The following is a 26,368-nucleotide window of genomic DNA, read 5'->3' as shown; positions in this document are numbered from 1 at the left end:
GCTCAGCGCGGCGTCAGCTTGACGACCGGAATCACCCGATCGGTCTTCTCCTGGTATTCCGCGAAGCCGGGCATCACCTCGACCATCGCGGCGTAGAGGCGATCGCGTTCCGGGCCATCGGTGATCGCGGTCGCGGTCGCCTCGAGGGTTTCGGTGCCGATTTCGATCGTGACCTCCGGATGGGCGCGCACGTTGTGGTACCAGTCGGGATTGGTGGGAGCGCCCGCCTTGGAGGCGACCACCACGATGTCCTCGCCGTCGCGAATGAACGCGAGCGGATTGGTGCGCGGGCGACCCGACTTCGCGCCGGTGCTGGTCAGCAACAGCAGCTCGCGGCCTGCGAAGGGGCCGCCGACCTTGCCCTGGTTGGCGCGAAATTCCTCGATGATCTGGGTGTTCCAGTCGCCTGCCATGGCTTGTCTCTCCTAGGGAGTAGGGTGCGCCGGGTCGTGCGCGAGCCTACCCAGATCTGGCTGCCGGAGCCGAACCAACGCCCGCCCAACAGCGGAAGGGGCACGATGGCGGGGTGCGGGTGCTTGTTGTCGAGGACGAGAAATTGCTGGCCGACGCGATCGCCGACGGCCTGCGCAGGCATGCCATGGCGGTCGACGTGGTGTACGACGGCGCCGCGGCGCTGGAGCGTACCGGCGTGCACGACTACGACGTGGTGGTACTCGACCGCGATCTGCCCGGCGTCTCCGGTGACGCGGTGTGCGGCACGCTCGTGGCGTCCGGCGGCTCGGCGCGCATCCTGATGCTGACGGCGGCGAGCGCCGTGGCGGAGCGGGTGGCCGGTCTGGGGCTCGGCGCGGACGACTATCTGACCAAGCCGTTCGCCTTCGCCGAGCTGGTCGCCCGAATCCAGGCGCTCGGGCGGCGGGCGCGCAGCGCCGCTCCCCCGGTGCTGGAGCGCTCCGGCATCCGGCTCGACCAGCACCGGTTCGCCGTCACCAGGAACGGCGAGCCGGTCACCCTGTCGCGCAAGGAGTTCGCGGTGCTGGCCGAACTGCTGCGCGCGGACGGCGGCGTAGTCTCGGCCGAGCAACTGCTGGAGAAGGCGTGGGACGAGCACATCGACCCGTTCACCGGCGTGGTGCGGTACACGATCATGAACGTACGGCGCAAACTGGGCGACCCGCGGCTGATCGAGACCGAGCCCGGCGTGGGCTACCGGATCCGATGAGCGGGCGCACGATCCGGCTGCGGCTGACGCTGCTGTACGCGACCGCGTTCTTCCTGGCGGGCGCGGTGCTGATCGCGTTGACGTACTTCTACCTCAACCAGTCGCTGGAGCGGCGGCCCGGCGGCGGTGCGCAGCAAGTGGTGCGCGAATATCTCATCGAGCGGGCGGAGCGGAACCGGGCCCCGATCTCCACGGAACTCTTCAACGCGCTCAGCGAGCAGGCCCAACGCAATCGGCGCGACACCCTGCGCGCCATGCTGATGTGGTCGCTGGTATCCCTGGGCGCGGTGGGCATCGCCGCGGGTGGCTTCGGCTGGTTGCTGGCCGGACGCGCCCTGCATCCGTTGCAGCGGATCACCGCGACCGCGCGGCGCGTTGCCGACACCAGCCTGCACGAGCGCATCGCCCTCGACGGTCCGCAGGACGAGATCAAGGACCTGGCCGACACCTTCGACGCGATGCTGGAACGGCTGGATCGCGCCTTCGACGGACAGCGCCGATTCGTGGCGAACGCCTCCCACGAGTTGCGCACACCGCTGACCATCAACCGGACGCTGATCGAGGTGGCGTTGGAAGACCCCGAGGCGCCCGAGTCCACCCGCAGGCTCGGCGCCACGCTCCTCGAGGTCAACCGCAGGCACGAACGACTCATCGACGGCCTCTTGGTACTGGCCACCAGCGAACAGCGGCTGACCGAACACCGCCGCGCCGACCTCGCCGACATCGCCGCCGACGCGGTGGGGACCTGGGCCGAGCGGCCAGGGGCCGAGATCACCGCCGATCTCGAACCGGCTCCCGTGCAGGGAGATCCGCTGTTGCTGGAACGCCTCGTACACAATCTGCTCGACAACGCCGTGCGCTACAACCTGCCCGAGAACGGCTGGGTGACCATCCGGTCGACGACGAGCGGCGACCGCGCCGTGCTCACCGTGGCCAACAGCGGCCCCCGGGTGCCCGCGTTCGAGGTCGACAGTCTCTTCGAGCCGTTCCGCAGACTGTCCACCGCCGAGCGCTTGGCCGCTTCCGAGGCCCGCGGCGCCGGGCTCGGCTTGTCGATCGTGCGCTCGGTGGCCCAGGCCCACGGAGGCACCGTCCACGCGACGGCCCGGCCGGAGGGCGGTCTGGCCGTCACCGTCGACCTCCCTCGCGCGCGGGAGTAGCGCAGGACGGGCGAGTCCGACACCTCGCCCGTACCGTGCTCAGTAGTTGTGGCAGGTGTCGGCGATGACGCGGAACTTCTCGCGGTGCTGCTGCGCCTCCGGCGAGTTCCTGCGCTCCTCGAACCTGCTCTTGGCCTGCGGGTGCTGGTCCAGGAACTCCTTGGCGCGCTGCTTGCGCTGCTCGACCGGGAGGCTCAGGAATTCCTGGAGTTTCGCCTTCCGGTCCGGGTGGGCGTCGAGCCGGGCGGCGGCGTCGGGGAATTGGGCGTGCACGGCGGCGTCGATCTGCGCGAAGCTGCACGTCGTCTCGAGCAGTCCGCCCGGCTGCGGCTGCGCGGAAGCGGTTGCCGGAACCAGCAGCGCACCCGCGGCGAGCAGACCGCCCAGGGCGAGGGTGGCTCGAACGATTCTCGTCATGTCGGATAACCCTTTCGGTGGGGACGTGGGGCCACCTCGTGACCCGGCGTCAGTCCACCAGAAAGGCTGTTTGGACGGCGCTAGGTCGTGCCGCCGGGCTACCGTTGGGGTCGCTGTCGTGTACGGATCTACCGATTCCCGCTGCTGGAGGCGTCTTGCGCACCATCGCTCGTGTACTGCTCGCCCTCGTGGCCTTCGCCTGCGCTGCGGTCTGCGCCCCGGCCGTGGCGCTCGGCACGCCGCAGGCCGTGCACCTCGACGACGTGACCGCGAAGAAGCTCGACGAACTGCTGTCGCTGCGCGCTCAGGCGCCCGCCTCGGCGAGCAAGGCGGAGCTGATCGAACTGCTGTCGCGCCGCTTCCTCGGCACGCCTTACGGCGCGAACATGCTCGTCGGATCGGCCACCCGGCCCGAACAACTGGTCGTCGACCTGCGCCGGGTGGACTGCTTCACCTTCCTGGACTACGTCCAAGCGCTCACCGCGGCCACCGACCGCGACCAGTTCACCACGAACCTGATCCGCACCCGCTACGCCGGTGGCCGCGTGGATTTCCAGCAGCGCAAACACTTCTTCACCGACTGGGCGCACGTTCCCGAGATCGCGGCCACCGACATCACGGCGACGTTGAGCACCGCCGCGGTGACCGTCACCCGGCACCTGAACGCGAAAGCCGACGGCGGCATGTATCTGCCGGGGCTGCCCGTGGTCGATCGCGCGATCACCTACATTCCCAGCGCCGCCGTCGGCCAGGACGTCGTCAGCGGGCTGCGCACCGGCGACTACATCGGCGCCTACGCCGACCAACCGGGACTGGACGTCACCCACGTCGGCATCTTCGTCATGACCGACGCGGGCCCGGTCTTCCGCAACGCGTCCTCGCTCGCCGGCAACGACAAGGTGGTGGATTCACCCTTCGCCGAGTACGTCCGGTCGACCCCTGGCATCGTCGTCCTGCGGGCGCGCTGACCGCGCCGCGGGTCAGGCGACGGGCGCCGGCCGCCGGACGGCCGATTTCGGCGTCCCGGTGAGCGTCTTGCCCAGGTCGGTGCGCAGCGTGGTGGCCGAGTCGAGCAAGTAGTTCTGCCGCACCTTCCACGGATGACGGCCGCCCTGACGGGGGAAGTCGCCGATGGAGCGCTGGATGTAGCCGGAGGCCAGATCCAGCAGCGGGTGCTCCTCGAGCGTGCCACGCGGCTCGGGCACCACAGCCGCGTAGCCCTTGCGATCCATGTGGTTGAGCACCTTGCAGACCAACCGGGAGGTGAGGTCGGCGCGCAACGTCCACGACGCGTTGGTGTAGCCGATGCACACGGCGAAGTTCGGGACGCCGGTGAGCATGGCCCCTTGCCAGACGAATTGCTCGGACAAGTCGACCCGCACACCGTCGACGCTGGGCACGATGCCGCCGAAGGCCAGCAGTTGCAGCCCGGTCGCGGTGATCACGATGTCCGCTTCCAGCACCCGGCCGGACTTCAGCCGGATGCCCTCCGGGACGAAGGTGTCGATGTGATCGGTGACGACCTCGGCCTTGCCCTTCTTCATGGCCTTGAAGAAGTCCGCGTCCGGGACCGCGCACAGACGCTGGTCCCAGGGGTTGTAGCTGGGCGTGAAGTGCTCCGCGACGGCCTTTTCGTCCTTCAGGATGCGGGTGGTGAGGCCGGTGAGCAGCTTGCGCGCCGCTTCCGGACGGCGACGGCAGTACTGGTAGAAGCCGATGCCGAACAGGATGTTCTTGGTGCGGATCAGGCGATGCGCCAGACGCGGCGGCAGCAGTTCGCGGATCCGGTCGGCCACCTTGTCCCGCCCCGGGACAGCGCTGATCCAGGTCGGCGACCGTTGCAGCATGGTCACCAGCTGCGCCTGCTCCGCCATCGCGGGGACCAGGGTGACCGCGGTCGCGCCACTGCCGATCACGACGACCCGCTTGCCGCGATAGTCGAAGTCCTCGGGCCAGAACTGCGGGTGCACCACCTGGCCGGTGAACGACGCGATGCCCGGGAATTCCGGCGCGTACGGCTGGTCGTAGTCGTAGTACCCGGCGCAGGCGTAGAGGAAGCCGCAGGTCAGCGTGTGCGTTTCGGGCGAGCCGGACGCGTCGCGCCGCTCGAGGGTCAAAGTCCAGCGCGCGGCGGCGCTGTCCCAATCGGCCGCGAGCACCTTGGTGCGGAAACGGATGTGCCGGTCGATGCCGTTCTCGGTCGCGGTCTCGGTGATGTAGCGCAGGATCGAGGGACCGTCCGCGATCGACTTGGCGTCCCGCCAGGGCTTGAACGGGTAGCCGAGGGTGAACATGTCGGAGTCCGAGCGGATGCCGGGGTAGCGGAACAGATCCCAGGTGCCGCCCAGCGAGTCGCGGGCTTCCAGGACGGCGTAGGTCTTGCCCCCGCACTCGGTCTGCAACCGGTAGGCAGCGCCGATACCGGATAGTCCCGCGCCGACGATCACGACATCGAGGTGTTCCGGTGCTGCATCGGTCTGCGTCATGTCTCCAGTGTGCGAGCCCGATGGGGTCGCTTTCTTGACTTTGCGCGACAACTATTTGATCCTCGACGACATGTCGGTGATTCGCTCCGCGGGGTTGCGCGGCTTTCGCGCGACCGTGGCCGAACTGGGCGGCGACGCGGAGGCGCTGGCCTCGGCATGCGGCCTGCCGGTGGCCGCCCTGGACGCCGACGACCTGCTGGTACCCGACGAGCGGGTCGCGGCCGTGCTGGAACTGGCCGCGCACCAGCTGCGCTGTCCCGACCTGGGCCTGCGGATCTCCCAGCGGCAGGATCTGGACATGCTCGGCCCGCTGGCGCTGGCCATCCGGAATTCGCCGTCGCTGGCGGATGTGCTGGAGTGCTCGGCGCGCTATCTGTTCCTGCACGCGCGGTCGCTGAGCCTGACGCTGGAACCGGACCCGTACGGGGACCGCGGCGTGATCGCGCTGCGCTACGGCGTGCGCCCGGGACTTCCCACACCCGTCCAGGGCACCGACCTGGGCCTGGCCTTCGTGCATCGCACCATCCAGCGCTTGGTGGACGACAGGTACGGGTTGCGCTCGGTCGAGCTGCCCTATCGCCCCGAGGCGGCGCTCGCCCGGTACGAGGAATTCTTCGGCGCCCCGGTGCGCGCCGGGCGGCCGTTCCCGGCGCTGCGGGTGCCGAGCAGCCTGGCGAGCAGGCCGCTCACCGGCGGTGACGAGAACCTGCACCGGCTGGCGATGGCCTTTCTCGCCGAGCAGTCCGGTGACGCGGCGGCGGCGCTCGCCCCGCAGGTGCGCGCCGCCGTGCAGCAGTTGCTCGGCACGTCCGCGCCCGAGATCGGCGCGGTGGCACGGCTGCTGACGGTGCATCCGCGCACCTTGCAGCGCCGTCTCGCCGCCGAGCACACCTCGTTCGCCGAGATCCTGGACGAGGTGCGGCGGGACGCGGCGCGGCGGTATCTCGCCACGACGGACATGCCGATGAGTCAGGTCGCCTCGCTGATCGGGCTCTCCGAACAGGCGACCTTCACCCGCTGCGCCCGAAGGTGGTGGGGCACAACGCCTACCGCCCTGCGCCGCGCGGAGGCGCACGGAAGCGGCCAGCCGCACGACACTTTCGGGTGACAGAACGGCATCCGGGACGATTTCGCGGCGATCCGGCGCGGCCGGCGGCGTTCGAATCGTCGCTGGGAAGCCGCGATTCGGTCGCTAGAATCTCCGATCGACTGGGAAGGGGGCCGCATGGACGCGGTTATCAAGGAGGTCGCCGAGGAGGGCAAGCGGCTGATCGACCGGGCCTGGCTCGGCGAACTCAGCCGCGACCAGGCGGTGCACATGTTCGTCCAGGTCGGCGACGGCATGGTGCGCTACGAGACGGCGCTGACCATCATCGACGACGGTGTGCAGCGGCTGTCCGCCAACGCCAGACGGCTGCGCATCCTGCGCTGGTGCGCGGTGCTGGAATTTCCCGTGTTCGGCGCGTTCGCCGTACTGGCGGTGCTGGTAGGGGATCTCGTCACCGCCGCGCTGGCGATGCTGTTCCTGCTGATCCTGCAGATCATCCACCGCACGATGGTGCCGCATCCCATGGCGGTTCCCCGCCACCCCCGCGACTAGCCCGTCGCGGTCGGCACTCGCGCGGTGCGGCGGTGATTAGTGTGCTTCTCATGGCTCACACGACCGACGCACATCCGCACGAACCGCACGGCGACGGCTTCGCGTCCAGGCTCAACTGGCTGCGCGCGGGTGTGCTCGGCGCGAACGACGGCATCGTGTCCACCGCGGGTCTGGTCGTCGGCGTCGCGGCGGCGACGACCGACACACCGGCCTTGTTCACCGCCGGCATCGCGGGTCTGTCGGCAGGAGCGATTTCCATGGCGGTGGGCGAATACGTCTCGGTGAGCACGCAGCGCGATTCCGAGCGGGCCCTGCTGGCCAAAGAGCGCAGGGAGTTGCGCGACGAGCCGGATTACGAGCTGATCGAGCTCACGGGGATCTACCAGGCCAAGGGACTGACGCCGGAAACGGCGCGCAAGGTCGCCGAAGAACTCACCGCGCACGACGCGTTCACCGCGCACGCGGAGGCGGAATTGGGCCTCGATCCCACCGAGTTGACCAACCCATGGCAAGCGGCGTTGTCCTCGGCGGTGGCCTTCACACTCGGCGCCATGCTGCCGTTGCTCGCCATCCTGCTGCCGCCGGTCACCGCGCGCATCCCGGTGACGTTCGCCGCCGTGCTGGCCGCGCTGGCGCTCACCGGGTCGGTCAGCGCCGGGCTCGGCGGGAGTTCCCGTGGCCGGGCGGTGGTGCGGGTGGTGCTGGGCGGCGCGCTGGCGATGGGCGTCACCTACGGCATCGGGCAGCTCGCCGGCGTCGCCGGAATCTGACCGAGGCCGAACGCGAACACGCCGGTGCCGGGGGAAGGCCATCGTCCTTCCCCCGGCACCGGCGTGCGGTGTGCGGTCAGTGCTTGAAAGCGTCCCGCAGTTTGTCGGCGGCGCGTTTCAGATTGCCGCGGGCCTGCTCCCGCCGCCCCTCGGCCTCCAGCCGGGAGTTACCGGTCGCTCGGCCGAGGAATTTCTTCACGCTGCCCCTGCTCGCTTGCACTCGGTGCGCGAGGCGATCGTCGAACTTCATGAGGAATTCCTAGTAATACCAGCGGCGGCCACCCACCGGACGGCCCACCGAACCGGCCACGAGCAGCACTAGCCCGATGATCAGCACGATGATGCCCGCGGTGGTGAGCAGCCCGATACCGAGCAGCCAGCCCAGGACCAAGAGGATGAGGCCGAGAATGATCATTGTCGTATTCCTTTTCTTCTCAATTATTTCGCGGTCACGGGTTTCGAGGTCGATACCGTGGCGCCGCGATCGGTGCGAGCAGTACCCGAACCGCGTGTGCCCAACCACCGCCGCCAAGCCGGCTCCTGCGGAGCCCGCTCCACCGGTGCGGCGGTGCCTGCCTTCAGATCACGCCGCACCGCCGCCATCTCGCGGCGGGACTGTGCGAGTTCACGACGCGCCACCACGCCGCGACGGGTGACCCGCCAGGCGCCGGACAGGACTAGGGCCAGTCCGAGCATCCCGATCGCACCGAGCGTGACGCCGTAGCCGAACAGCGCTCCGGTGGAACCGTGGAAGTGGTAGTCGAATACCGCGAAATCGCTCGTCAGTTGCTGAGCGGAGCCGGTGTTACCGACGACCGCGGCAACTCCGATGATCACGGCCGCGATCAAGGCGATGAGCCCGATGATGATGATCATGGCAATCCCTGTTGCGTCGAGTCGTTTGACAACTCCGCAATTCCCGGGGTCCCAGCGATCAAACGGGACAAAAAGGAAAGTTTGAGCGAGGGAAATCCGTCTATGCGATTCCCATGACGTACACGGTTACTTTGCACAACGTCACCCGCGAGTCCGCGTCTGCGATCGAATCGTCGCTGCGTGGCGTCAACGGTATCGATTCGGTCGACATCGACGTGGCCTCGGAACGCGCGCTCGTGAACTCGACCACGCTCACCTACGGTGAGGTCCTCGACGCGATCCGGCAGACCGGAGCCGCCGCCTCCTGATCGGGCCGGCAGGGCCGGAGGACCAACACCGGCCCGCCTCGGCGGGCGCGGGCTCCCTTCGATCCGGTGCGGGATGATGGCCGGGTGACGGATGTGTTCGACTCCGACTTCGCCCGCAACCCGTGGCCCACGCTCGAGCGGCTGCGTGTCGAAGGCGGCGTGCACCGCGTTCGCACGCCCGACGGACCACCGGCCTGGCTGGTGACCCGCTACCGCGACGTGCGGGCGGGTCTGCTGGACGAGCGGCTGTCCACCCGAGACCGGTATGCGAAGGGGGACGACTACCGCGGTTTCCCGGTGCCGCCGCCCCTGGACCTGATGCTCAGCGCCGCCCCGGACGACCACGCACGGCTGCGCAGCCTGATCACCGCCGAGCTGTCGCCACGCCGACTGGCCGAGTGGACCGACCGCGCTCCCCGGCTGGTGAATTCCCTACTGCGGGACGGTATTCAGGGCGAGACCGTCGATATGGTCGAACGACTCGCGGTGCCGCTTCCCGCAGCCGTACTCGCGGAACTGCTCGGCCTCGACGGCCCCACCGCCGAACGCCTGCGCGGCTGGGCGAATTCGACCTTGCTGCCCTCGGCATCGCCACCGCGCGCCCGCGACACGCTCGCCGCCATGCTCGCGATCATGGCGGAGGCCACCGCGCAGGCGCAGCGCGCCGACACGGTGCTCGGCCGCTGGGTGGCCGCGCACCTTTCCGCCGGGTCTCCGACCGGCGCCGAGCTGACCGGACTGCTGTTCTACCTGCTGTTCGTCTGGTACGAAGTGCTCGCCGACCTGATCGCCGGTTCTGTGCTCACCTTGCTCGGCCGTCCGGATCAGCGGCAGGCGTGGCAGGCCATGGGCGACAAGCGATCCGCCGTGGACGAGATGCTGCGTTACCTTTCCCCGCAGGTGCTGGCCGGACCTCGTTTCGCGACCACCGACCTGGTCGTGGGCGCGACGACGATCCCCGCCGGGCAGACGGTGCTGCTGTGCCTGGCCTCGGCCAACCATGATCCCGAAATCTTCCACCGCCCCGCCGAAGTGGACCTCGCCAGGGAGCGTGGCGACCAGCTCGCCCTCGGGTACGGCATGCACGCCTGCTTGGGCAATGCGCTGGTGCACACCGTCACCGCGGCCGCTCTCGATCACGTGCTCACCCGGTGGCCGGACGCGGCGCTCGCGGTGGACGAACGAGAGATCGTCTGGCGCTCCGGTTTCCGCCATCGTGGACCGGTGACGCTGCCGGTGAGACTCCGATGAGATGGGGCGAGCGACGATGATCGCCCCACCTGCTACCGCTCTCGAATACCGGGCCTCTCGTGATCGCGACCCCGTCCGGGGCGACCACACCGGCATGCGCCGACGGAGCAGGGACGAGTATGATCTACGCCACACACCCTGTCAACCACAGGAGACACGCTGACATGGGGGAGGACTTACACCCGTTCACACGGGCTCTCAACACGCTCATCAACGGAATGCACCCGCCCACAGGCAAAGACGGGCGACCCCAGGAGATCACCCACCGGGCGCTCGCCGAGGACATCCACCGCACCACCGGGGCGCGCCTGTCCGCCAACTACCTCTGGAAGCTGCGCACCGGGCAGGCGGTGAACCCGTCCTACGAGACGCTGGAGGTGTTCCGCGGTTACTTCGGTCTCGACAGCCTGGACCCGTTCACCGACCCGCGGCTGGCGGCGGCGCGCGGCAGCGAATTGGCGTTGATCAACGCGCTCAAGGGAAATGCCGAACACGAGGTGCTCGAGCTGGTGCTGCGCGACGGGCTGCGGCAGGGTACGGTGCGCGCTGAATCGGTGCTGGCGATGCTGGAAGTCCTGCGGCGCATCGAGAACGAGCACAACGAGTGAGCGATGCGGATCGCGGCTTGGAGCAAGGACGGAGGTGACCAGCCGGTGCTGGATCGTCGCTGGCTGCGCCGGGAGCTGCGCGCCTTGGGGCTGCCCGGCCGGTTCACCGTCGGCGAGCTGGCCGAGGCGGTCGCCGGGCGTCGCGCGCGGCCGCTGCGGCTGCGCCCGGAGAACTTCCCGGTCACCGGGCTCACCGGCGGCCTGCTGGTCACCGACGCGATCGATTTCATCGCCTACCAACGCAACACCTCGAAGGTGCATCAGGACCACATCGTCTGTCACGAGCTCGGCCACCTGCTCGCCGGGCACCGCACCGTCGACGTCCGCGGCGTGGAAGCGGTGCGGCTGCTCGCGCCGAACATCGATCCCGCGGTCGTGCGGCGCATGCTGGGGCGCACCAGCTACGCGCAGCCACAGGAGCGCGAAGCCGAGCACATCGCGAACATGCTGATGACCCACCACATCACGCAGTGGACGGCGCGGGAGGAGTGGGTGCTGCCCGATTCCGCGCCGGTCACCGCACGCAGGCTGCTGGACGCGCTGGGGCCGGGCCGGGACTGAGCATGTGGTTCGCGCTGGTGTACGGCGGCGTCGGCGTCCTCGCCTTCGCGGCGTTCCTGTGGCGAACCGGTCTGGCCCTGCGTAACCCGGGTAGTCCGGCTCGCTGGGCGGTCGCGTTCGCCGTCCTGGCGGCGGGCATCGGGTTCGAAGCGGCCGTGCCGCGGATCTACACCTGGATCGATGACGTCTCCGGCGTGCCCAATCTGGCGTCGCTGGTGGTGTACGGGGCCATCGCGAGCGCGGTGCTCGCCCAGGTGGTCTGGACCGGCTTCATGGTGGCCGACCGGGAACCGGACGCCCGCGCGGCGCGGCGCGTGCTGGTCCTGCCGGTGCTCGTGCCCCTGGTGCTCGCGGCACTGTTCGCGGCGGCGCCGGCGCACGACGAGAGTCATCCCACCGACTTCGACCACCATTACGCGAAAGTGCCGCTGGCAGTGGCCTTTCTCGGCGTCTACCTCGCGGTCTATTCGGCGGCGCTGGTCCGCATCATCGTGCTGTGCCGCCGCTGGATGGGCGAGGTCGACCGGATCTGGTTGCGCCGCGGCCTACGGTTGCTCGCGCTCGGCAGCACCGTCGCGCTGGGCTACAGCGCGGGCAAGGTGATCGCGATCGCCGCGGCCTGGGCCGGGATCGATCTGCGCCGCCTCAACACCGACATCGCGCCCGCGTTCGCCAGCCTGGGCGCCGCCGTCATGCTGCTCGGCTACCTGTGCCCCTCGCTGGCGCCATGGCTGCTGGACGCCACCGCTGGGCTGCGCGCGCTGCCGCGGCTGCGCCCGTTGTGGCTGGCCCTGCGCGAAGTGGACCCGGAACTGGCGCATCCGCCGGATCGGCACGGCGCGGCGGCACGAGACCGCCTGTACCGCCGGGTGATCGAGATCCGGGACTGGCTGTTGCGGTTGCAGCCGCACCTGTCCGCCGAGGCCGAAGCGATCGCCGAACGACTGGCCGGCGAACTGGCGATCCCGGCGCGCGACAGGGCCGCCGCGATCGAGGCCGCTCGCATCGCCGCGGCGCTGCGAGCGCACCGGCTCGGTCTGCCGCCCACCGGCGAGGATCAGTCGTTCCGCGAACCGAGCCGACCCACGCTGGCCGCCGAGCTGGCATGGCTGGTCGCGGTCGCCACTCACTTCGACCGGGGGCCATTGGTTTCCGCGACATTGGCCGAGCTGCAGAACACCGGCGATCCGACCGTCCCGCGCTGAGTCAGTACGGGCGGCTGGGCACGCGCGTGCGCCGGATGGGCACCACCGTCCACCAGGTGACGCAGCGCCACACCCATTCCAGCGGTCCGTATTCGAACAACCGCAGCCATACCGCGCTGCACACCGCCTGCATCGCGATGATTCCGACCGCCAACCCGAGAACCGCCGCGTAGCTGCCGGAGCCGGACAGGCCGAGACGCGGCGCGGCGAGCAGGATCGCGGCGGTGGCGCCGACGTAGTTGGTCAAAGCCAGACGGCCCAGCGGCCGCAACACCTCCGCCAGCACCTCGCCCGGCTCGATGCGCAGCAACAGCAGCAGCCCGGTGACATAGGCCAGCGCACCCAGCAGACCCGCGACGGCGAGAGACGGGATGGACCACTGTTCCAGATACGGAGTGCGGTATTCCCACCTGCCCGCCACTATCGCGGCGGGCAGGGCGAGGGCGAAGACCGCGGCGATCTGCCAGCCCCGCTCGTCGAGGGTGTCGACGATCCCGGCACGGGCGGTGGCCAGTCCGAGCAGGAACAACCCCGGTGTGAGGGCCAGCCCGCCGCCGAGAGCGAGCGCGACGCCGAAGGTCCCTGCCAAGCCCGCCAGCAGCACCGCCCAGTTCGGCAGCGCCGAGGCGGGCAGCAGAATCGCCAACCCGGCCAGCGCGTACGGCAGCAGGGCCTCGCCCGGCTGGAACTGCTGATGCACCAGGCCGATCACTCCGAGCGCGAGCAAGCGGCGGATCAGCACCAACCGTGGCCGCTCGCCGCGCTGCGCCGCGCTGTCGAGCAGCAAGGCGAAGCCGATCCCGAACAGGAACGCGAAGATCGGGAGGAACCGCCCCTCGAACACCACCGTCAGCACGTGCCGGACCGGCAGCACCACGCCCGATTCGTCGGTCGCCGGGATGCCGGTGATCCGCCAGATGTTCACCACCAGCATGCCGCACAGCGCGAACCCACGAACCGCGTCGAGTTCGGGGATGCGTAGCGGACCCGCGTCGTGGTGCATGGATCTCACGGTAACCAGCGTCGGCGCGGGAGCCGGGATCTCCGCCGAGATGTCGCCCACATTGATTAACGCACTAACTATTCATGCGCTAATTTGGAGTCCGGACAAGGAGGCGCCGATGGAGACCGAGATCGAGGACCCGCTGCGCTTGGACCGGCAGGTGTGCTTCGCGCTGGCCGTGGCCAATCGTGCGGTGCTGGCCGTCTACCGTCCGCTGCTCGAGCCGCTCGGGCTCACCCACCCGCAGTATCTGGTGATGCTCGCGCTGTGGGGCGAGGCGCCGATGTCGGTGAAAGCGATCGCCGAGGCCATCCAGCTGGACTCTCCCACGTTGTCCCCGCTGCTCAAGCGCCTCGAAGCCGCCGGGCTGATCAGCCGCGAACGCGACAGCCGGGACGAACGCAACCTGGTGGTGAACCTGACCCCGGCCGGAGCCGAACTGCGCGCGAAGGCCGAGCGGATACCGCCCGCCGTCGTGCAACGCCTCGGCGTGACCCTGGAAGACCTCGAGCAGTTGCGCGAAGTACTCACCCGGGTGAACGAGGCGGCCCGCCGGTCGGTGCTCGCCGAGCCCGATCCCCCGTCCCCCCACCGAGGAGCCCGGTCATGACCCGAGAGCGACGACGGCCCGGACCGATCCAGTGGATCGGCTACGCCTTCGGCCGCCGCCTGCCCGATTCGATGCGCGAGTGGGTGCGCGACGACCTCACCGGCAGGTTCGCCGCCACCCGGCACGTGCTGCGCGGCATGGTGCCGTTCACACCGCTGTTCGCGGCGTTCCTGCTGTTCCCCGGCGAATTGTGGCTGCGCGGCGCGATGGTCCTGCTCGCGTTGCTGCTGGCCCTGTTCTACACCGTCGCCTTCATGCCGATGAACCGCGCGCACCGGCTGGCGAAGCACGGCCTGCCCGCCGATCTGGAGAACTCGCGGCGCGCCCAGCGCCGGGCCGTGGAACGAGCCAGGTACGCGGCTCAGCACCCGCACTGAGCGGCACGTCCACGGAACCCGCCGCTACGACCACCTGGGCGCCTAGGGGCTGGCGGCGAGGCCGACGAAGGCCGCGAAGACGGCCAGATGGACGCCGCCTTGCAGCAGCGTCGCCCGTCCCGGAACGATCGTCAGGCCGCCCACCACGACGGTCAGGGCCAACAGCACCATCTGGGTCGCGCCCAGGCCGAGCACCAGCGGGCCGTCCAGCCAGATGCTGGCCACGGCGATCGCCGGAATGGTGAGGCCGATGCTCGCCATGGCCGAACCCAGCGCCAGATTGAGACCGATCTGCACTTGGTCGCGGCGCGCGGCCCGCACCGCGGCGATCGTCTCGGGCAGCAGCACCAGCAGCGCGATCACCACGCCCACCGCCGATTGCGGCAGACCCGCGGACTGGACCGCCGATTCGACGGCGGGCGAGACCACCTTCGCCAGCCCCACCACACAGACCAGGGCGACCAGCAGCAGGCCGAGGCTGGTGACGGCGTCGCGCACCGTCGGCGGCTCGACGCCCTCGTCGTCCTCCGCGACGACCCCGTCCGCTTCGACCGGCAGGAAGTCGTCCGGATGACGCACGGTCTGCACCATCACGAACAAGACGTACAACGCGAGCGAGGCCACCGCCGCGAAGGCCAGCTGCGCGGGCGAGAACTCCGGACCGGGCTTGCTCGTGGTGAAGGTCGGCAGCACGAGGCTGAGCGTCGCCAGCGTCGCGACGGTGGCCAGCGCCGCGCCGGTGCCTTCGGCGTTGAACACCGCCACGCGCCTGCGCAGGGCCCCCACCAGAAGGCAGAGACCGAAGATGCCGTTGCAGGTGATCATCGCCGCGGCGAACACCGTGTCGCGCGCCAGGGTCGCGGTCTTGTCGCCGCCCTGGGTCATCAAGGTGAGGATGAGCGCGACCTCGATAACGGTCACCGCGACGGCCAGCACCAGCGAGCCGAACGGTTCACCGACGCGGCGCGCCACCACTTCCGCGTGGTGCACCGCCGAGAGCACCGCCCCGATCAGCGCCACCGCCACGATCGTCACCGCGACCCCGGGCAGACTCCGGCCCCAAGTAGCCACGAGAGCGACGACGGCGAGCAACGGTACGAGCACGGTCCAGCGAGCGATCAACACACGGATCATGCCCCCCATGATCCCAGCAAATTATCCGCATCCCGGTCAGGTGACCAACAGCCCCGCCTCCGACTCGCTTATCCAGGCACGATGTGCGAAAGCGGGCCACCAGCCCCCAGCGACGAAATCCACTGATGTCTGTTCGATCAGCCCGACGAATCCTGTAGCGCGGTTCGGCCACGACACGCGCACGGTGATCCCGAACACACGAATCCAACGGCGGCCGTTGGACTATCACTCACGTCCTACTCCGCGTGATCGCTCCGCCCCTACCCATGGCCGCGCTCTCCACCCCGAGCGGATCCCGCGAGTGGCACATGGCTGTGTCGAATCGCGAGAGGGCCGCACAGTGGTGCGCCACTCGCGGAGCGGGATGCGTGACCGCCGCTCAGTCGTCGAGATCGATGCGTAGCGTGAGTAGGTCAGTGCCGACCAACCGGACGGCCGCGCTGTTGCCGCGCGGCAAGGAGGCCAGCCGGGCGCGCGGGTCGTCGTCGGGCAGCAGGTGCGCGGTACCGGTGTGCCAGTGTCCGTGCAGGCGCAGCCGGACCCGGTTGTTCGCCTTGATGTTCCGCACGTACTGCGAACGCTCGCCGAACTCGGAGACGAGCCAGAATTCCCGCCCGACCTTTCGCCCACCGATCGGCGTGATCCGTGGCTGCCCGCTGACCCGGCCGGTGGTCTCCAGGAGAGTCTGGCCGGGCAGCGTCCTGAGGATCGGATTGCCCAGTCGGCGCTGGAACGTCGTCACCGCCCGATGCTGGATATCGCGCAAGTTCGGCATGCGGCGACCGTAACACCGGGCGCACCCGTCGGCAGGTTGCGCGACACGCGCGATTCGGGCGTTGACCAGCGCACGAATCCGGATGCGACCGGCCGAGGCGCCGATAGGAACCGGAACGCAAACACTCCCCCATCGCGTCGCGCAGTATCGACCCTCCGCCGCATCGGTTCGGGCCGGGCAGGGCACGCGGTGAGCAACCGGACGAGTAGCCGTATGCGGCAACGCCACAATGTGACGCGCGACACGATCGCCAACTCCGGCAATATATCTCGGCACTCTCGACCGTAAGCACGCGCAGCGCTCACTCCCTATGCAGCGGAACCACGCGACAGCGGCCGCTGCCCGGTCAGGCACATGTTCGCGACGATCGCCCAGTGTTGCGGAAACTATTGCAGCGCAACGTGTTCCGCCGGAGATATCGGGCCGACCCACCGTCATGGGAAAGCGCCAGCGGCCGAAAACCGAAGTTGGATCGCGAGACAACCCGCGTTTCCCGCTGGCCGCCCGGCGGCGCGATCGCGCGCGGGCGAGCCGAGGCGATGTCGTTACCGAAGAACATCCGGCAAGGAATCGACCCCGCGCCGGTCGATAGGTGAGAATTTGGCGGTGCGCACCCAGTTCACTGCCGAGCTCATCGCGTTGACCAACGACCTGACGCAGATGTGCACGCTGGCCCACGACGCCGTCGAGCGCGTCACCGACGCGCTCGTCGACGCCGACCTCACCGCGACCTACGAGGTCTTCGCTCTCGACGAGCAACTGCAGAAGAGTTACGGCGCGTGCGAGGCGCGCACGGTGGTGCTGCTGGCATTACAAGCGCCGGTGGCCCGCGACCTGCGCCACGTGGTGACCGCGATCCAGATCGCCGGTGAGCTGTCGCGCATCGGATGGCTCGCCAGCCGGGTCGCCGACAAGGTGTATCAGAGTCACCCGGGGCACGTTGCCGAGCAACCCATCCTGGACATCCTGGCCGCGATGGGCAAGCTCGCGGCCGAGCGCACGGCCCTGGCCGGGCGCGCCGTCGCCGGCCAGCACCCGCTGCCGGAGCAGGAGACGCAGGCGGATTCGATGGACACGCTGCACCAGCAGTTGCATGCCGCGCTGCGCGACCCGTCCGCCCAACCGGCCACCGAGGTCGCGATCGATATCGCGCTGCTCGGACACCACCTGGAACGCTGCGCCGATCACACCGCGCGCATCGAGCGGCTCATTCGTTTCCTCGACACCGGGGTGCCCCCGACCGCCCAGCCCGCCGACGACGAGTGAGTCCGCGTTCTACAGTGGAGCCGTGCTGTTCGGCCCGGCGGCGGGGGCTTTGATCTCGGACGGTGGGTTGGCCTCCGAGCTGGAAGCACGCGGCCACGACCTGTCCGGCGCGCTGTGGTCGGCCCGCCTGCTCGTGGACGATCCGGCCGCGATCCGGGCCGTGCACGAAGCCTATTTCCTGGCGGGCGCCGACATCGCGACCACCGCGACCTACCAGGCCTCTTTCGACGGTTTCGCCGCGCGCGGGCTGGCCAGGACGCAGACGGTGCGGCTGTGGCGGCGTGGCGTGGCGCTGGCCTGCGCGGCCCGCGACGCCTGCGCCGGCGATCGGCGCCGATGGGTCGCCGCCTCGATCGGTCCCTACGGCGCCGCGCTGGCGGACGGATCGGAATACCGTGGCCGCTACGGACGCACCGTGGCCGAACTGCGCGCCTGGCATCGGCCGCGCATGGAGGTGCTCGCAGAGGCGGGCGCGGATCTACTGGCCTTGGAGACGATCCCCGACATCGACGAAGCCGAAGCGCTGGTCGACGTGGTGAACGATCTCGGCGTGCCCGCATGGCTGAGCTACACCATCGACGGTACGCGCACCCGGGCCGGGCAACCGCTCACCGACGCCTTCGCGGTGGCCGCGGCCTCGGACTCGATCGTCGCGATCGGGGTGAACTGCTGCGCCCCCGCCGATGTCGCCGCCGCGGTGGAACTCGCCGCGGGCACAGGCAAACCCGTGGTCGCCTACCCGAACAGTGGTGAGGACTGGGACGCGGTGCGCCACCGCTGGAGCGGACCCGCACGGTTCACAACGGGACAAGCCAGCGACTGGTTCGCCCGAGGCGCCCGGATCATCGGCGGATGCTGCCGCGTCGGTCCCGACCGGATCGCCCGCCTGGCAAGGGAACTGAGGGGCAACCCGCCTGAGGCCGAAGCACGGGGCTGATCGCTTCACTTCTCCTCGAGCATGGGGAAACGACCCGAGCCGAGCAGTGCGGCGATCGCGTCCATCTTCGCTTGCGGGGCGGCGTAGTCGGGATGCGCGCGCAGCACCGACGCCGCGTCGTGCAGCCGGATCATCTGCCGTTCGGCCTCGGCCGCGGTGCGTCCGCCCGGGCTGACCGGATGGCGTGTGTACACCGGACGGCTCCCATCGATCCGTCCCAGCGCGAGCGCTTTGTCCACCCGGCGCGAGCAGCGGCAGAACGCCGCCGGATCGACCAGGCCGCAGGTCGCGTTCAGGAAGTTCCCGAGTCGTTTCTTGGCGCGCTCCAACCGCTTCCGGTATGCGGCGGGAGTGATGTCGAGGATCCAGGCGGCCTCGGTGGAGTTCAGCTCGAACACGTCGCCGAGCACGAAGGCGATCCGTTCGTCCCTGGCCAGGCATTGCAGCATGCCCTGACTACAGGTCAGCCGCACCTCGGCGGTCAGCAGCACCGCTTCCGGTCCGCGATAGTCCGCTTCCGACAGTCCGTCGGCCAGCCCGTCCCGGTAGGCGTCCAAACTCAGTTCCGCGGCCTCCTGCGGAGTCTGCCGCCGCAGATTCAGCAGGTGGTTGACGCCGATGCGGTAGGCCCAGGTGAGCAGCTTCGCCTCGGCTCGCCAGGTGTGCAGATGATCGAGGACGCGCACCATGATCTCCTGGGTCGCGTCCTCGGCCTCCGCGGGCCGCCAGACCATGCGCAGCGCCAGCCGGTACAGCGGATCCTGCAACAGGCGCACCACCTGCGCGACGGCGTCCCGGTCGCCCGCGACCGCGCGGGCGACCATGGCCTTCTCCCGCGCCGCGGCCTGCTGCTGTTCGGTGCTCATCCGGCCATCTTTCGGCCCGCGCCGCGGTCGGCGCAAGCACCGCCGGAATCACATCGCGGCCGCTGTCACGCGCGAGCGGCGGCCCCGGCCAGGGCGTGCCGGTCGAGCCACTGCGCGACCGCCCGGCCGATCTCGTCCGGCCGGTCCTCCGGCGCGTGGTGGCCCGCCGGGCCGATCTGCGCGACCTCCGCGCTCGCGAAGGTGCTCGCCGCCCAGTCGATCACCTCCGCCGACCCCAGCCCCACACCGTCCTCCAGCGCCATCAGCAACTTGGGTACCTCTGGCGTCGCGGCCGCCCAAGCGCCGTAGTCCCGGACCAGGGCCACGACGTCGGCGGGCTCGCCGTCCAGCGGGAACTCTCGCGGCCACACCAGCAGCGGCTTGCGCGAGGACGGCGTCGGATACGGCGCCCGGTACACGTCGTGATCCTCCGGCGACAGGTCCGCGACGCCCTTCGGCAGGTTGAACTCGATGAACATGTTCTCCTCCAGAATCATCCGCTCCCCTTCCGCGGAGCGGAACTTCCGGAACAACTCGGCGCCGAGCGGAGGCAGCTCGTCGAAGCGCATCGGCCGCAGGAACGTCTCGATCAGCGCGATGCCGCGCACGCGACCTGGATGCCGAGCGGCCCAGTCCATGCCGAGCGCGCCGCCCCAGTCGTGCCCCACCAGCACCACCCGGTCCAGTCCGAGCGCATCGAACCAGGCATCGAGGTAGGCGGCGTGATCGGTGAAACGGTAGGCGCTGTCGGGCTTCCCCGACTCCCCCATGCCGATCAGGTCCGGCGCCAGCACCCGGGTCCGGTCGGCGACGTGCGGAATCACGTTGCGCCACAGATGCGAGGAGGTCGGATTGCCGTGCAGGAACACGACGGGGATCTCGCCCGCACCGCTGTCGCGGTAGTGGATGAACGAATCGATGACGTCGACGGTAGGCATGATGTGGTCCTTTCGGGTCCGGCTTTTCGCCTGCACCCGTTTGGACACACGAAAACCGCCGCCTGTGACCGGGGACGAAGTGAGCATCGTCACAGGCCATCGAACCGCTCGGCGCGGGACCGGCGAACCTGGGGCACATCCGTACTCATGCAGTAGTTGCATGGCCGAAACTGAAGATCGGCTGAGAAATTTTCCGGACCGTCCGAACGAACTTGCCAACTCGCGAGGCGGCTATCTACTGTCTTGGTACGTAGAATCAAGCGGGATCGAGACGGAGCGGATGCGTGCTGGAACCGGAGGACGGCTTCCCTGGTCACCGGCGCCCGCCGGACATCGATCACCCCTGATCATCACGAGCGTGCCCGGAGCAGGCGCGGCTCGACACCTCGGGACCTCCCCCTCATCAGCCCCGTGGTGTCGTCCCAGTGCGGCCTTCGGAGTGGACAACCATCCGCACAACCGCGCGGCTCCACCGGCCTGCTCGTGATAAACCGCCCCCGAATCGGCGCCGGCACGGCGATTCGGGGGCGGCCCCGTTCTCGGGCCTCGCCGCCGGGCTGCGAGGTTCGCTGTGCCGAATCTCATACGCGCCGTTCGGTTGTGCGAACCTCGCCACTGGATACCTTGACGCCGGTTACAGTTCCAAGTGGATGCGGCGTTAGGAAGTTCGATGAAGTCCACAGTGCAACGGCTGGCTCTGATCGGCGTCATGGTGGCGACTTCCCTCGGACTGGTCTCCTGCACCACCGTTCCGCCCGGCGATTCCGCGGCCTCCGGCTGCGGTTCCGGCGGGCGAGCCTGCGCCGACGCGCCTGCCCCGATTCCCTCGCGCGACGCGCTCGCGCTGCTGAACTCGCTGCGCGTGGCCGACCGCGCGCCCAAAACCGGTTACAGCCGCGATGAATTCGGACCGCCCTGGTCGGACAACGTCTCGGTGCCCGGCGGCAACAACGGCTGCGACACCCGCAACGACATCCTTCAGCGCGATATGACCGACGTGACGTTCAAGTCGGGCAAGTGCATTGTCGCGACCGGAAGGCTGGCCGACCCCTACACCGGCAAGACCATCGACTTCAAGCGCGGCACGAAGTCCTCCGACGACGTGCAGATCGACCACGTCGTGGCGCTGTCGGACGCCTGGCAGAAAGGCGCGCAGAAACTCTCCGCCGAACGCCGCCGCGACCTGGCCAACGACCCGATGAACCTGCAAGCCGTCGACGGCCCGACCAACCAGTCCAAGAGCGACTCCGACGCGGCCGAATGGCTGCCGCCGAGCAATGGCTACCACTGCGCCTACGTGACCAGGCAGATCCAGGTGAAAACGGCCTACCAGCTCTGGGTCACCCCGGCCGAGAAGGACGCCATGGCAAGGATTCTCGCCGCCTGCCCCTAGGGAAACTCGATCACCACCTTCCCGAACGGATTCCCGGCGCGGAAGTACCGGTAGGCCGCTTCGGCTTCCTCGAAGGCGAACACGCGGTCGATGACGGGGCGCATCCGGTGGGCGATGATCGCTCGGTTCATCGCCTCGAAATGCGTCCGGCTGCCCACCGCGATGCGGCGGATGGACAGATACGACGTCCCGAACGGGCTGCCCGCGGGCGGGTCGGCGGCGGGCATCGCGCCGATCATGGTGATCCGCGCGTTGTATCCGCCCGACCGCACTGATTTCGCCAGCGTCGGCATGCCCACCGCGTCGAGGACGTGTTCCACCCCGTCGCCGCCGGTGCGGTCGAGCACGGCAAGCTCCCAGTCCGGCGTCCGGCTGCGATCGATCACCTCGTCGGCGCCGAGCGCGCGTAACCGCTCGGCCTTGCGGGCGCTCGACGTGACCGAGATGACGTCGGCGCCAATTATTTTCGCGTGCTGCACGCCGAACAGCGCCACCGATCCACTACCGACGGTCAACACGGTCTCACCCGGCCGCGCCGGCAGCGGCGTACTCAGCGCCGCCCACGCCACCACCCCCGCGCAGGTGAGCGTGGCCGCCTCCACGTCGGTGAGGTGGCCGGGCACGTGCACCACCGAATCCTCCTCCAGCACCGCGTAAGTGGCGAGCATGCCGGGATACGTCGCGCCGTACTGCTCGAGGACGTGCGCTCGGCGCTGCGGGCCGTCGATCCAGCGGACGAAGTAGGTGGCGGTCACCCGGTCGCCCACCGCGGCGCGCGTCACTTTCTCGCCGACGGCGATCACCTCGCCGACGCCGTCGCTGAGCGGGACGACGCCAGGCGTCGCGGGCAGCGGGTAGGTCCCGTCCAGCAACATCAGATCGCGACGATTCAGGGACGCCGCCCGCACCCGGATCACCACTTGACGTGGGCCGGGCACCGGCATCTCCTGCGGTGCGGCCGTCAGCGCGCCCGCCCCGCGCGAGGGGTCGAGATGGTAGGCGACGGCCGTCATCAGGCGACGCCGATGTACTGGTGGTCCCACCGGATCCGGCCCGCGTCGTCGAGCGCGATGACGTCGTATCCGCCGCCGACTACCGCCCCGTCGGCCTTCGTCACCATATGCCAGGTCAGGCCGATCAGGTTCACCGAGAGGCGGATCGCGGGCCCCTCGGGGACGAACATGTGGTCACCAGGGGCGACGAACTCCTCGTAGGCGCGATCGACGCGCCGGTCCAGCGCTTCGTAACCGCGGATCTCCACGGTCGGGATCGGGAAGGACAACCGGGCCAGCGCCTCCCGCATCGCCTGCGGCGGATCCACCAGCACCTGGGCGCCGTCCTCGGCCCACAGCTGCCGGACGCGCTCGTGCCTGGCCTCGGCGTCCGGCTCGTTCCACAGCGCGATGTAGCGTTCGGCGAATCGGGACAGTTCCTGCTCATCGAGTGTCTTGCTCATGCGGCGAAGTCTTGCCGTCCTTCGACGCCTGTGCGATTCCCCGCAAGGTATGGCGAGCCCGCCGCCCGACGCCCGATACTGCTGCCATGACGACGGCGGCCGAGTCCACCGGGTTCGCCCGGCAGCTCAAGCATTGGCGCACGCTGCGCCGGGTCAGCCAGCTGGATCTCGCGATCCGCGCCGACACCACTCAGCGTCATCTGAGCTTTCTGGAACAGGGCCGCTCGCGCCCCGGACGCACCATGGTGGTGCGACTGGCCGAATCACTGGAGCTGTCGCTGCGTGAGCGCAACGGACTGCTGCTCGCCGCGGGTTACGCGCCGGTCTTCCCCGAATCGGCGCTGGACACCGAGGCATTGGCGCCGGTGCTGGCGGCGTTGCGGGCGATCCTGGACGGCCACCTGCCCTACCCGGCGCTGGTGGTCCGGCCGCACGGTGTGCTGCTCGCGGCCAATGCGGCATTCGGCGTGCTCACCGAGGGCGCAGCCCCATGGCTGCTGGAACCGCCGGTCAACGTGCTGCGGCTGGCGCTGCACCCGGACGGCCTGGCCGCCCGCGTGGTCAACCTGCCGGAATGGGGACGGCATGTCACCGAGGCGCTGCGCAACCGGATGGCCCGCAACCCCGATCCCGTCTTGGACGAGCTCATAGACGAACTGGAGACCTATCTGCCGCAAGCCGAGCCGGGTCCGGACCATCTGGGTTTCGCGGTGCCGCTGCGGCTGCGCAGCGCCGACGGGGAGTTGCGCCTGATCACCACGCTCACCTCGTTCGCCACCGCGGTGGACGTGACGCTCGCCGAGCTGCAACTGGAGGCGTTCCTGCCCGGCGACGAGCAGACCGCGCGGATCTTGCGCGACCGCGCGACGCGCTACTGACCGCTCGCGCTCACCAGTGCCGCCCGCTCGGCGGCGGACGCACCGGCTCGACGTGCGGGGAGACACGGGCGGCGCGCCGCAGATGCGGTGGCGGATGCCGGTTCCATCAGCGCCGCGAACGACTCCGAATCGGAGTAGGGCGCGACGATTTCGAAACCACTGTCCGCAAGTCGGCGGCGAGCCGGACAAGAGCTGTCCAGCCGTCGACAGGCCCCGCGGGTGGCGAAACCCGCGGGACCTACCAGCCGACTCAGACCGACGCGAGTTCGCGCTCGGCGGGAGCGTCCCAATCGATCCGGTAGCGCTGCTCCGGCCCCATGGTCTTCTCCGGCTTCATCACGGTCTTGGCCATGACCGGCATGAGCAGCTGCATGACCTTGCGCCCCACCGGCCCCGGCGTCTTGCTGTGGTTGATCTTCGCGGCGCGGGCCGCGACGCCCTCCACCCGCTCGCGCCGCAAGCGCTCGTAGACCGCGAACGCCTCCGCAGCAGGCAGATCACGCAGGCAGCGGGCCAGCTGCACGGCGCTCTCGATCGCCAGCGACGCGCCCTGACCGGAGCTGTTGGACGGAGCGTGCACCGCGTCGCCCACCAGCACCATCCGCCCGCGATGCCAGTGCGGCACCGGCGGCATGATGTGCAGCGCGCCGACCACCTCCAACTGCTCCTCGGTGGTGCGCCGGGCGAGTTCGCCGCCCGGCGTGTCGTCGCGGTAGGTCTCGCGCAAGATCTTCAACCAATGCGCGCTCGGCACCGCCCGCGCCGCGGTGAGCGACAGATATTCCTTGTGCGGCAGGTTGGCTCCCCACGCCACCCGCCCGTCCCCGAGCGGCCAGTACAGGTAGTACGCCCGCTTGCCGAACGCGAAAGTCATGGTGTCCGGCGGGATGTCGGCGTCGCACTCGGTGGTCGCGCCGAAGCCGAGCATGCCGGTGTAGTCGGGGCCCGGAGCGTTCGGGTCGATCAGCGTGCGCACCCGTGAACGGATGCCGTCCGCGCCGATCAGCACGTCGGCGGTGGCCGCGCTGCCGTCGGCGAACCTGGCCGTGACGCCCGACTCGTCCTCGTGCGCGTCCACCAGGCGCTTGTTGTACTCGAACGGAACGCCCGCCGCGACCGCGTGCTGGTGCAGCGTTCGGTGCAGCTCACTGCGATCGACCAATTGCAGCGGCGGCAGATCGGGGATGCCGGGCATCTCCAGCACCTTGGCGCCGACGGACATGTTCATATTGCGGACCGACAGCGCGATCGCGCGGACCGGGTCGCCCGCCCCGATGATGTCGAGCGCGGCGATGCCGTTCGGCGCCAGCGCGAGCCCGCTGCCGATGCCGTAGGAAGGGCCGGGGTAGGCCTCGTAGACGCGGGCGTCGATGCCCGCTTTGCGCAGGGCCGTCGCGACGACGGGACCGGCGATTCCGCCACCGATCACCAGGGCGGTACGTGTTGTGGACATGGGTGTCTCCAGGATTCGTGCGATACGGGTTCGGTTGCCCGAACCGACTCGCGCGCCACCCACCCGGTTATCCTGTGGTTGCCAGCCTTGTAGCCGGGTGCGCGTTCGCGGGCGCGGTTCGAGACTGTTCGATCGGGCCCGGCGGCGGTGTTGCCGCACCTTCGCCGGGTTCGGTTCTCGGCTAGTTCTCGGCCATCCCCCTCTCCACCATTTCGTCGACGTCGGACGGCAGCATGCCGCGCTCGTGCCACTCGCGCCATTGGGCCAGTCCGGGGAAGGTGCCCTCGGTCAGCTCCGCGCGCAGCGAGCGCGTCCACGCCGCCTCGGCCTCCAGCATCGCCAGCCCGAACTCGGATTCGATGATGAACAGCCGCGGCAGCGTGCCCGCGAGCTCGCCGAGTTCGCGTCGCACGGTGGCGATGGTGCGCTCCAGCGCTTCGAGGCGGGTGCCGAGCAGTTCCACCACCTCGGCGGGCGGAAGCACCGCGAGAATCGACAGGCCCGCGACGAACCGGTGATGTTCCGGCTCCGGAGTGGACAGCAGTTCCCTGGTCCAGTCGGCCATCTCGGCACGGCCCGCGTCGGTGATCCGGTAGATCACCCGCTCGGGCCGGGCGCCTTCCCGTTCACTGCCGACGACCTCCAGGAACCCGACCTTGGCCATGTTCTGCACGACCGTGTAGAGCGAACCCCACTTGATCGCCATGTCGTGGTCCTTGCCCCGCTCGCGCAGGGTCTGGGCGATCTCGTAGCGGTGCATCGGGCGCTCGATGATCACCGACAGCACCGCGAGCGCCAGCAGGTTGTCGACCTTGCGCTTCTTCATCGCGGCACCTCCCTTACTCGTCTACGAATAT

At 69.5% G+C, this 26,368-nt stretch carries 32 protein-coding genes; 17 read left to right on the top strand and 15 right to left on the bottom strand.

Annotated features, from left to right (window positions below; genetic code table 11):
• Window positions 1-2 precede the first annotated feature (2 nt).
• Entirely contained in the window at window positions 3-413 is a 411-nt protein-coding gene (locus U3653_RS04540; RefSeq protein WP_195077371.1) for a nitroreductase family deazaflavin-dependent oxidoreductase, read from the bottom strand.
• 113 nt (window positions 414-526) lie between these two features.
• Here U3653_RS04540 and U3653_RS04535 point away from each other — a divergent pair, with 113 nt between their 5' ends.
• Both U3653_RS04535 and U3653_RS04530 read left to right on the top strand, forming a co-directional pair.
• A complete protein-coding gene (locus U3653_RS04535) occupies window positions 527-1,183 on the top strand; it encodes a response regulator transcription factor (protein ID WP_067802961.1) in 657 nt (218 codons plus the stop codon).
• Window positions 1,180-2,343: a sensor histidine kinase gene (locus U3653_RS04530; protein WP_195077370.1), complete on the top strand. Its 1,164-nt coding sequence runs from the start codon at window positions 1,180-1,182 to the stop codon at window positions 2,341-2,343. Before U3653_RS04535 ends, U3653_RS04530 begins: the two co-directional genes overlap by 4 nt.
• 39 nt (window positions 2,344-2,382) lie before the next feature.
• Here the strand turns inward: U3653_RS04530 and U3653_RS04525 are convergent, their stop codons facing one another.
• Window positions 2,383-2,760 carry a hemophore-related protein gene (locus U3653_RS04525; protein ID WP_195077369.1) on the bottom strand — a complete coding sequence of 126 codons (378 nt, stop codon included), beginning with the start codon at window positions 2,758-2,760 and terminating at the stop codon, window positions 2,383-2,385.
• Between the two features lie 155 nt (window positions 2,761-2,915).
• Between U3653_RS04525 and U3653_RS04520 the strand changes: the two genes are divergently transcribed.
• Complete coding sequence (locus U3653_RS04520) at window positions 2,916-3,728, top strand: DUF1460 domain-containing protein (protein WP_195077368.1); 813 nt, start codon at window positions 2,916-2,918, stop codon at window positions 3,726-3,728.
• A 12-nt stretch (window positions 3,729-3,740) separates the two neighbouring features.
• On the opposite strand, the gene U3653_RS04515 is transcribed toward U3653_RS04520, so the two are convergent.
• On the bottom strand, window positions 3,741-5,246 hold the full coding sequence (locus U3653_RS04515; RefSeq protein WP_195077367.1) for a flavin-containing monooxygenase: 1,506 nt from the start codon (window positions 5,244-5,246) through the stop codon (window positions 3,741-3,743).
• Between the two features lie 34 nt (window positions 5,247-5,280).
• Between U3653_RS04515 and U3653_RS04510 the strand changes: the two genes are divergently transcribed.
• The 3 genes from U3653_RS04510 to U3653_RS04500 all read left to right on the top strand — a co-directional run bounded on the left by U3653_RS04510 (window position 5,281) and on the right by U3653_RS04500 (window position 7,616).
• Window positions 5,281-6,354: an AraC family transcriptional regulator gene (locus U3653_RS04510; protein WP_323123947.1), complete on the top strand. Its 1,074-nt coding sequence runs from the start codon at window positions 5,281-5,283 to the stop codon at window positions 6,352-6,354.
• Between the two features lie 117 nt (window positions 6,355-6,471).
• A complete protein-coding gene (locus U3653_RS04505) occupies window positions 6,472-6,846 on the top strand; it encodes a hypothetical protein (RefSeq protein ID WP_195077366.1) in 375 nt (124 codons plus the stop codon).
• A 50-nt stretch (window positions 6,847-6,896) separates the two neighbouring features.
• Window positions 6,897-7,616: a VIT1/CCC1 transporter family protein gene (locus U3653_RS04500; protein WP_195077365.1), complete on the top strand. Its 720-nt coding sequence runs from the start codon at window positions 6,897-6,899 to the stop codon at window positions 7,614-7,616.
• A 76-nt stretch (window positions 7,617-7,692) separates the two neighbouring features.
• Here the strand turns inward: U3653_RS04500 and U3653_RS04495 are convergent, their stop codons facing one another.
• The 3 genes from U3653_RS04495 to U3653_RS04485 are packed head-to-tail and all read right to left on the bottom strand — an operon-like array spanning window position 7,693 to window position 8,492.
• Entirely contained in the window at window positions 7,693-7,866 is a 174-nt protein-coding gene (locus U3653_RS04495; protein WP_195077364.1) for a CsbD family protein, read from the bottom strand.
• Between the two features lie 9 nt (window positions 7,867-7,875).
• Window positions 7,876-8,031 carry a DUF6131 family protein gene (locus tag U3653_RS04490; protein WP_086006372.1) on the bottom strand — a complete coding sequence of 52 codons (156 nt, stop codon included), beginning with the start codon at window positions 8,029-8,031 and terminating at the stop codon, window positions 7,876-7,878.
• A gap of 23 nt (window positions 8,032-8,054) precedes the next feature.
• Window positions 8,055-8,492, bottom strand: a complete 438-nt coding sequence (locus tag U3653_RS04485) for a hypothetical protein (RefSeq protein WP_195077363.1) — start codon at window positions 8,490-8,492, stop codon at window positions 8,055-8,057.
• Between the two features lie 113 nt (window positions 8,493-8,605).
• Between U3653_RS04485 and U3653_RS04480 the strand changes: the two genes are divergently transcribed.
• The 5 genes from U3653_RS04480 (at window position 8,606) to U3653_RS04460 (ending at window position 12,425) form a co-directional block, all read left to right on the top strand.
• Window positions 8,606-8,800 (top strand): cation transporter, encoded by a 195-nt coding sequence (locus U3653_RS04480; protein WP_067802986.1) that lies wholly within the window; start codon window positions 8,606-8,608, stop codon window positions 8,798-8,800.
• An 84-nt stretch (window positions 8,801-8,884) separates the two neighbouring features.
• Window positions 8,885-10,051: a cytochrome P450 gene (locus U3653_RS04475; protein ID WP_195077362.1), complete on the top strand. Its 1,167-nt coding sequence runs from the start codon at window positions 8,885-8,887 to the stop codon at window positions 10,049-10,051.
• Between the two features lie 218 nt (window positions 10,052-10,269).
• Window positions 10,270-10,659 (top strand): hypothetical protein, encoded by a 390-nt coding sequence (locus tag U3653_RS04470; RefSeq protein WP_195077361.1) that lies wholly within the window; start codon window positions 10,270-10,272, stop codon window positions 10,657-10,659.
• Between the two features lie 3 nt (window positions 10,660-10,662).
• Window positions 10,663-11,220 (top strand): ImmA/IrrE family metallo-endopeptidase, encoded by a 558-nt coding sequence (locus tag U3653_RS04465; protein WP_195077360.1) that lies wholly within the window; start codon window positions 10,663-10,665, stop codon window positions 11,218-11,220.
• Window positions 11,221-11,222: 2 nt separating this feature from the next.
• Window positions 11,223-12,425, top strand: a complete 1,203-nt coding sequence (locus tag U3653_RS04460) for an MAB_1171c family putative transporter (RefSeq protein ID WP_195077359.1) — start codon at window positions 11,223-11,225, stop codon at window positions 12,423-12,425.
• Between the two features lies 1 nt (window position 12,426).
• Here the strand turns inward: U3653_RS04460 and U3653_RS04455 are convergent, their stop codons facing one another.
• Window positions 12,427-13,428 carry a DUF418 domain-containing protein gene (locus tag U3653_RS04455; protein WP_195077358.1) on the bottom strand — a complete coding sequence of 334 codons (1,002 nt, stop codon included), beginning with the start codon at window positions 13,426-13,428 and terminating at the stop codon, window positions 12,427-12,429.
• Between the two features lie 118 nt (window positions 13,429-13,546).
• Here U3653_RS04455 and U3653_RS04450 point away from each other — a divergent pair, with 118 nt between their 5' ends.
• Both U3653_RS04450 and U3653_RS04445 read left to right on the top strand, forming a co-directional pair.
• Window positions 13,547-14,038: a MarR family winged helix-turn-helix transcriptional regulator gene (locus U3653_RS04450; protein ID WP_195077357.1), complete on the top strand. Its 492-nt coding sequence runs from the start codon at window positions 13,547-13,549 to the stop codon at window positions 14,036-14,038.
• Entirely contained in the window at window positions 14,035-14,415 is a 381-nt protein-coding gene (locus U3653_RS04445) for a DUF5313 family protein (protein ID WP_195077356.1), read from the top strand. Before U3653_RS04450 ends, U3653_RS04445 begins: the two co-directional genes overlap by 4 nt.
• A 42-nt stretch (window positions 14,416-14,457) precedes the next feature.
• Here the strand turns inward: U3653_RS04445 and U3653_RS04440 are convergent, their stop codons facing one another.
• The gene (locus U3653_RS04440) at window positions 14,458-15,549 is read right to left on the bottom strand and encodes a calcium:cation antiporter (RefSeq protein ID WP_435406543.1); all 1,092 of its coding nucleotides are present in this window, start codon (window positions 15,547-15,549) and stop codon (window positions 14,458-14,460) included.
• Window positions 15,550-15,928: 379 nt separating this feature from the next.
• Window positions 15,929-16,324: a nitroreductase/quinone reductase family protein gene (locus tag U3653_RS04435; RefSeq protein WP_195077354.1), complete on the bottom strand. Its 396-nt coding sequence runs from the start codon at window positions 16,322-16,324 to the stop codon at window positions 15,929-15,931.
• 606 nt (window positions 16,325-16,930) lie between these two features.
• Between U3653_RS04435 and U3653_RS04430 the strand changes: the two genes are divergently transcribed.
• Together U3653_RS04430 and mmuM are read left to right on the top strand one after the other, a co-directional pair.
• Window positions 16,931-17,590 carry a phosphate signaling complex PhoU family protein gene (locus tag U3653_RS04430; protein WP_323123948.1) on the top strand — a complete coding sequence of 220 codons (660 nt, stop codon included), beginning with the start codon at window positions 16,931-16,933 and terminating at the stop codon, window positions 17,588-17,590.
• 49 nt (window positions 17,591-17,639) lie between these two features.
• A complete protein-coding gene (gene mmuM, locus U3653_RS04425; RefSeq protein ID WP_195077889.1) occupies window positions 17,640-18,527 on the top strand; it encodes a homocysteine S-methyltransferase in 888 nt (295 codons plus the stop codon).
• 5 nt (window positions 18,528-18,532) lie between these two features.
• On the opposite strand, the gene U3653_RS04420 is transcribed toward mmuM, so the two are convergent.
• Window positions 18,533-19,393 carry an RNA polymerase sigma factor gene (locus U3653_RS04420; RefSeq protein WP_195077353.1) on the bottom strand — a complete coding sequence of 287 codons (861 nt, stop codon included), beginning with the start codon at window positions 19,391-19,393 and terminating at the stop codon, window positions 18,533-18,535.
• Between the two features lie 65 nt (window positions 19,394-19,458).
• A complete protein-coding gene (locus U3653_RS04415) occupies window positions 19,459-20,418 on the bottom strand; it encodes a haloalkane dehalogenase (RefSeq protein ID WP_195077352.1) in 960 nt (319 codons plus the stop codon).
• Window positions 20,419-21,001: 583 nt separating this feature from the next.
• Between U3653_RS04415 and U3653_RS04410 the strand changes: the two genes are divergently transcribed.
• Window positions 21,002-21,724 (top strand): HNH endonuclease family protein, encoded by a 723-nt coding sequence (locus U3653_RS04410; RefSeq protein WP_195077351.1) that lies wholly within the window; start codon window positions 21,002-21,004, stop codon window positions 21,722-21,724.
• Here U3653_RS04410 and U3653_RS04405 read toward each other — a convergent pair.
• Both U3653_RS04405 and U3653_RS04400 read right to left on the bottom strand, forming a co-directional pair.
• Window positions 21,721-22,737 carry a zinc-dependent alcohol dehydrogenase family protein gene (locus U3653_RS04405; RefSeq protein WP_323123950.1) on the bottom strand — a complete coding sequence of 339 codons (1,017 nt, stop codon included), beginning with the start codon at window positions 22,735-22,737 and terminating at the stop codon, window positions 21,721-21,723. The genes U3653_RS04410 and U3653_RS04405 overlap by 4 nt on opposite strands.
• Entirely contained in the window at window positions 22,737-23,180 is a 444-nt protein-coding gene (locus U3653_RS04400; RefSeq protein WP_195077350.1) for a hypothetical protein, read from the bottom strand. The genes U3653_RS04405 and U3653_RS04400 overlap by 1 nt, the downstream gene beginning before the upstream one ends.
• 86 nt (window positions 23,181-23,266) lie before the next feature.
• Here U3653_RS04400 and U3653_RS04395 point away from each other — a divergent pair, with 86 nt between their 5' ends.
• The gene (locus U3653_RS04395) at window positions 23,267-24,058 is read left to right on the top strand and encodes a helix-turn-helix domain-containing protein (protein WP_195077349.1); all 792 of its coding nucleotides are present in this window, start codon (window positions 23,267-23,269) and stop codon (window positions 24,056-24,058) included.
• A 250-nt stretch (window positions 24,059-24,308) separates the two neighbouring features.
• On the opposite strand, the gene U3653_RS04390 is transcribed toward U3653_RS04395, so the two are convergent.
• Entirely contained in the window at window positions 24,309-25,511 is a 1,203-nt protein-coding gene (locus U3653_RS04390; protein ID WP_195077348.1) for an FAD-dependent oxidoreductase, read from the bottom strand.
• A gap of 181 nt (window positions 25,512-25,692) precedes the next feature.
• On the bottom strand, window positions 25,693-26,337 hold the full coding sequence (locus U3653_RS04385; RefSeq protein WP_195077347.1) for a PadR family transcriptional regulator: 645 nt from the start codon (window positions 26,335-26,337) through the stop codon (window positions 25,693-25,695).
• Window positions 26,338-26,368 lie beyond the last annotated feature (31 nt).

Source organism: Nocardia implantans, from assembly GCF_035544775.1.
GTDB classification, from domain to species: Bacteria; Actinomycetota; Actinomycetes; order Mycobacteriales; family Mycobacteriaceae; genus Nocardia; species Nocardia implantans.
Note: the sequence above shows the minus strand (reverse complement) of the source record. Positions and strands in the feature narration are given on the sequence as shown.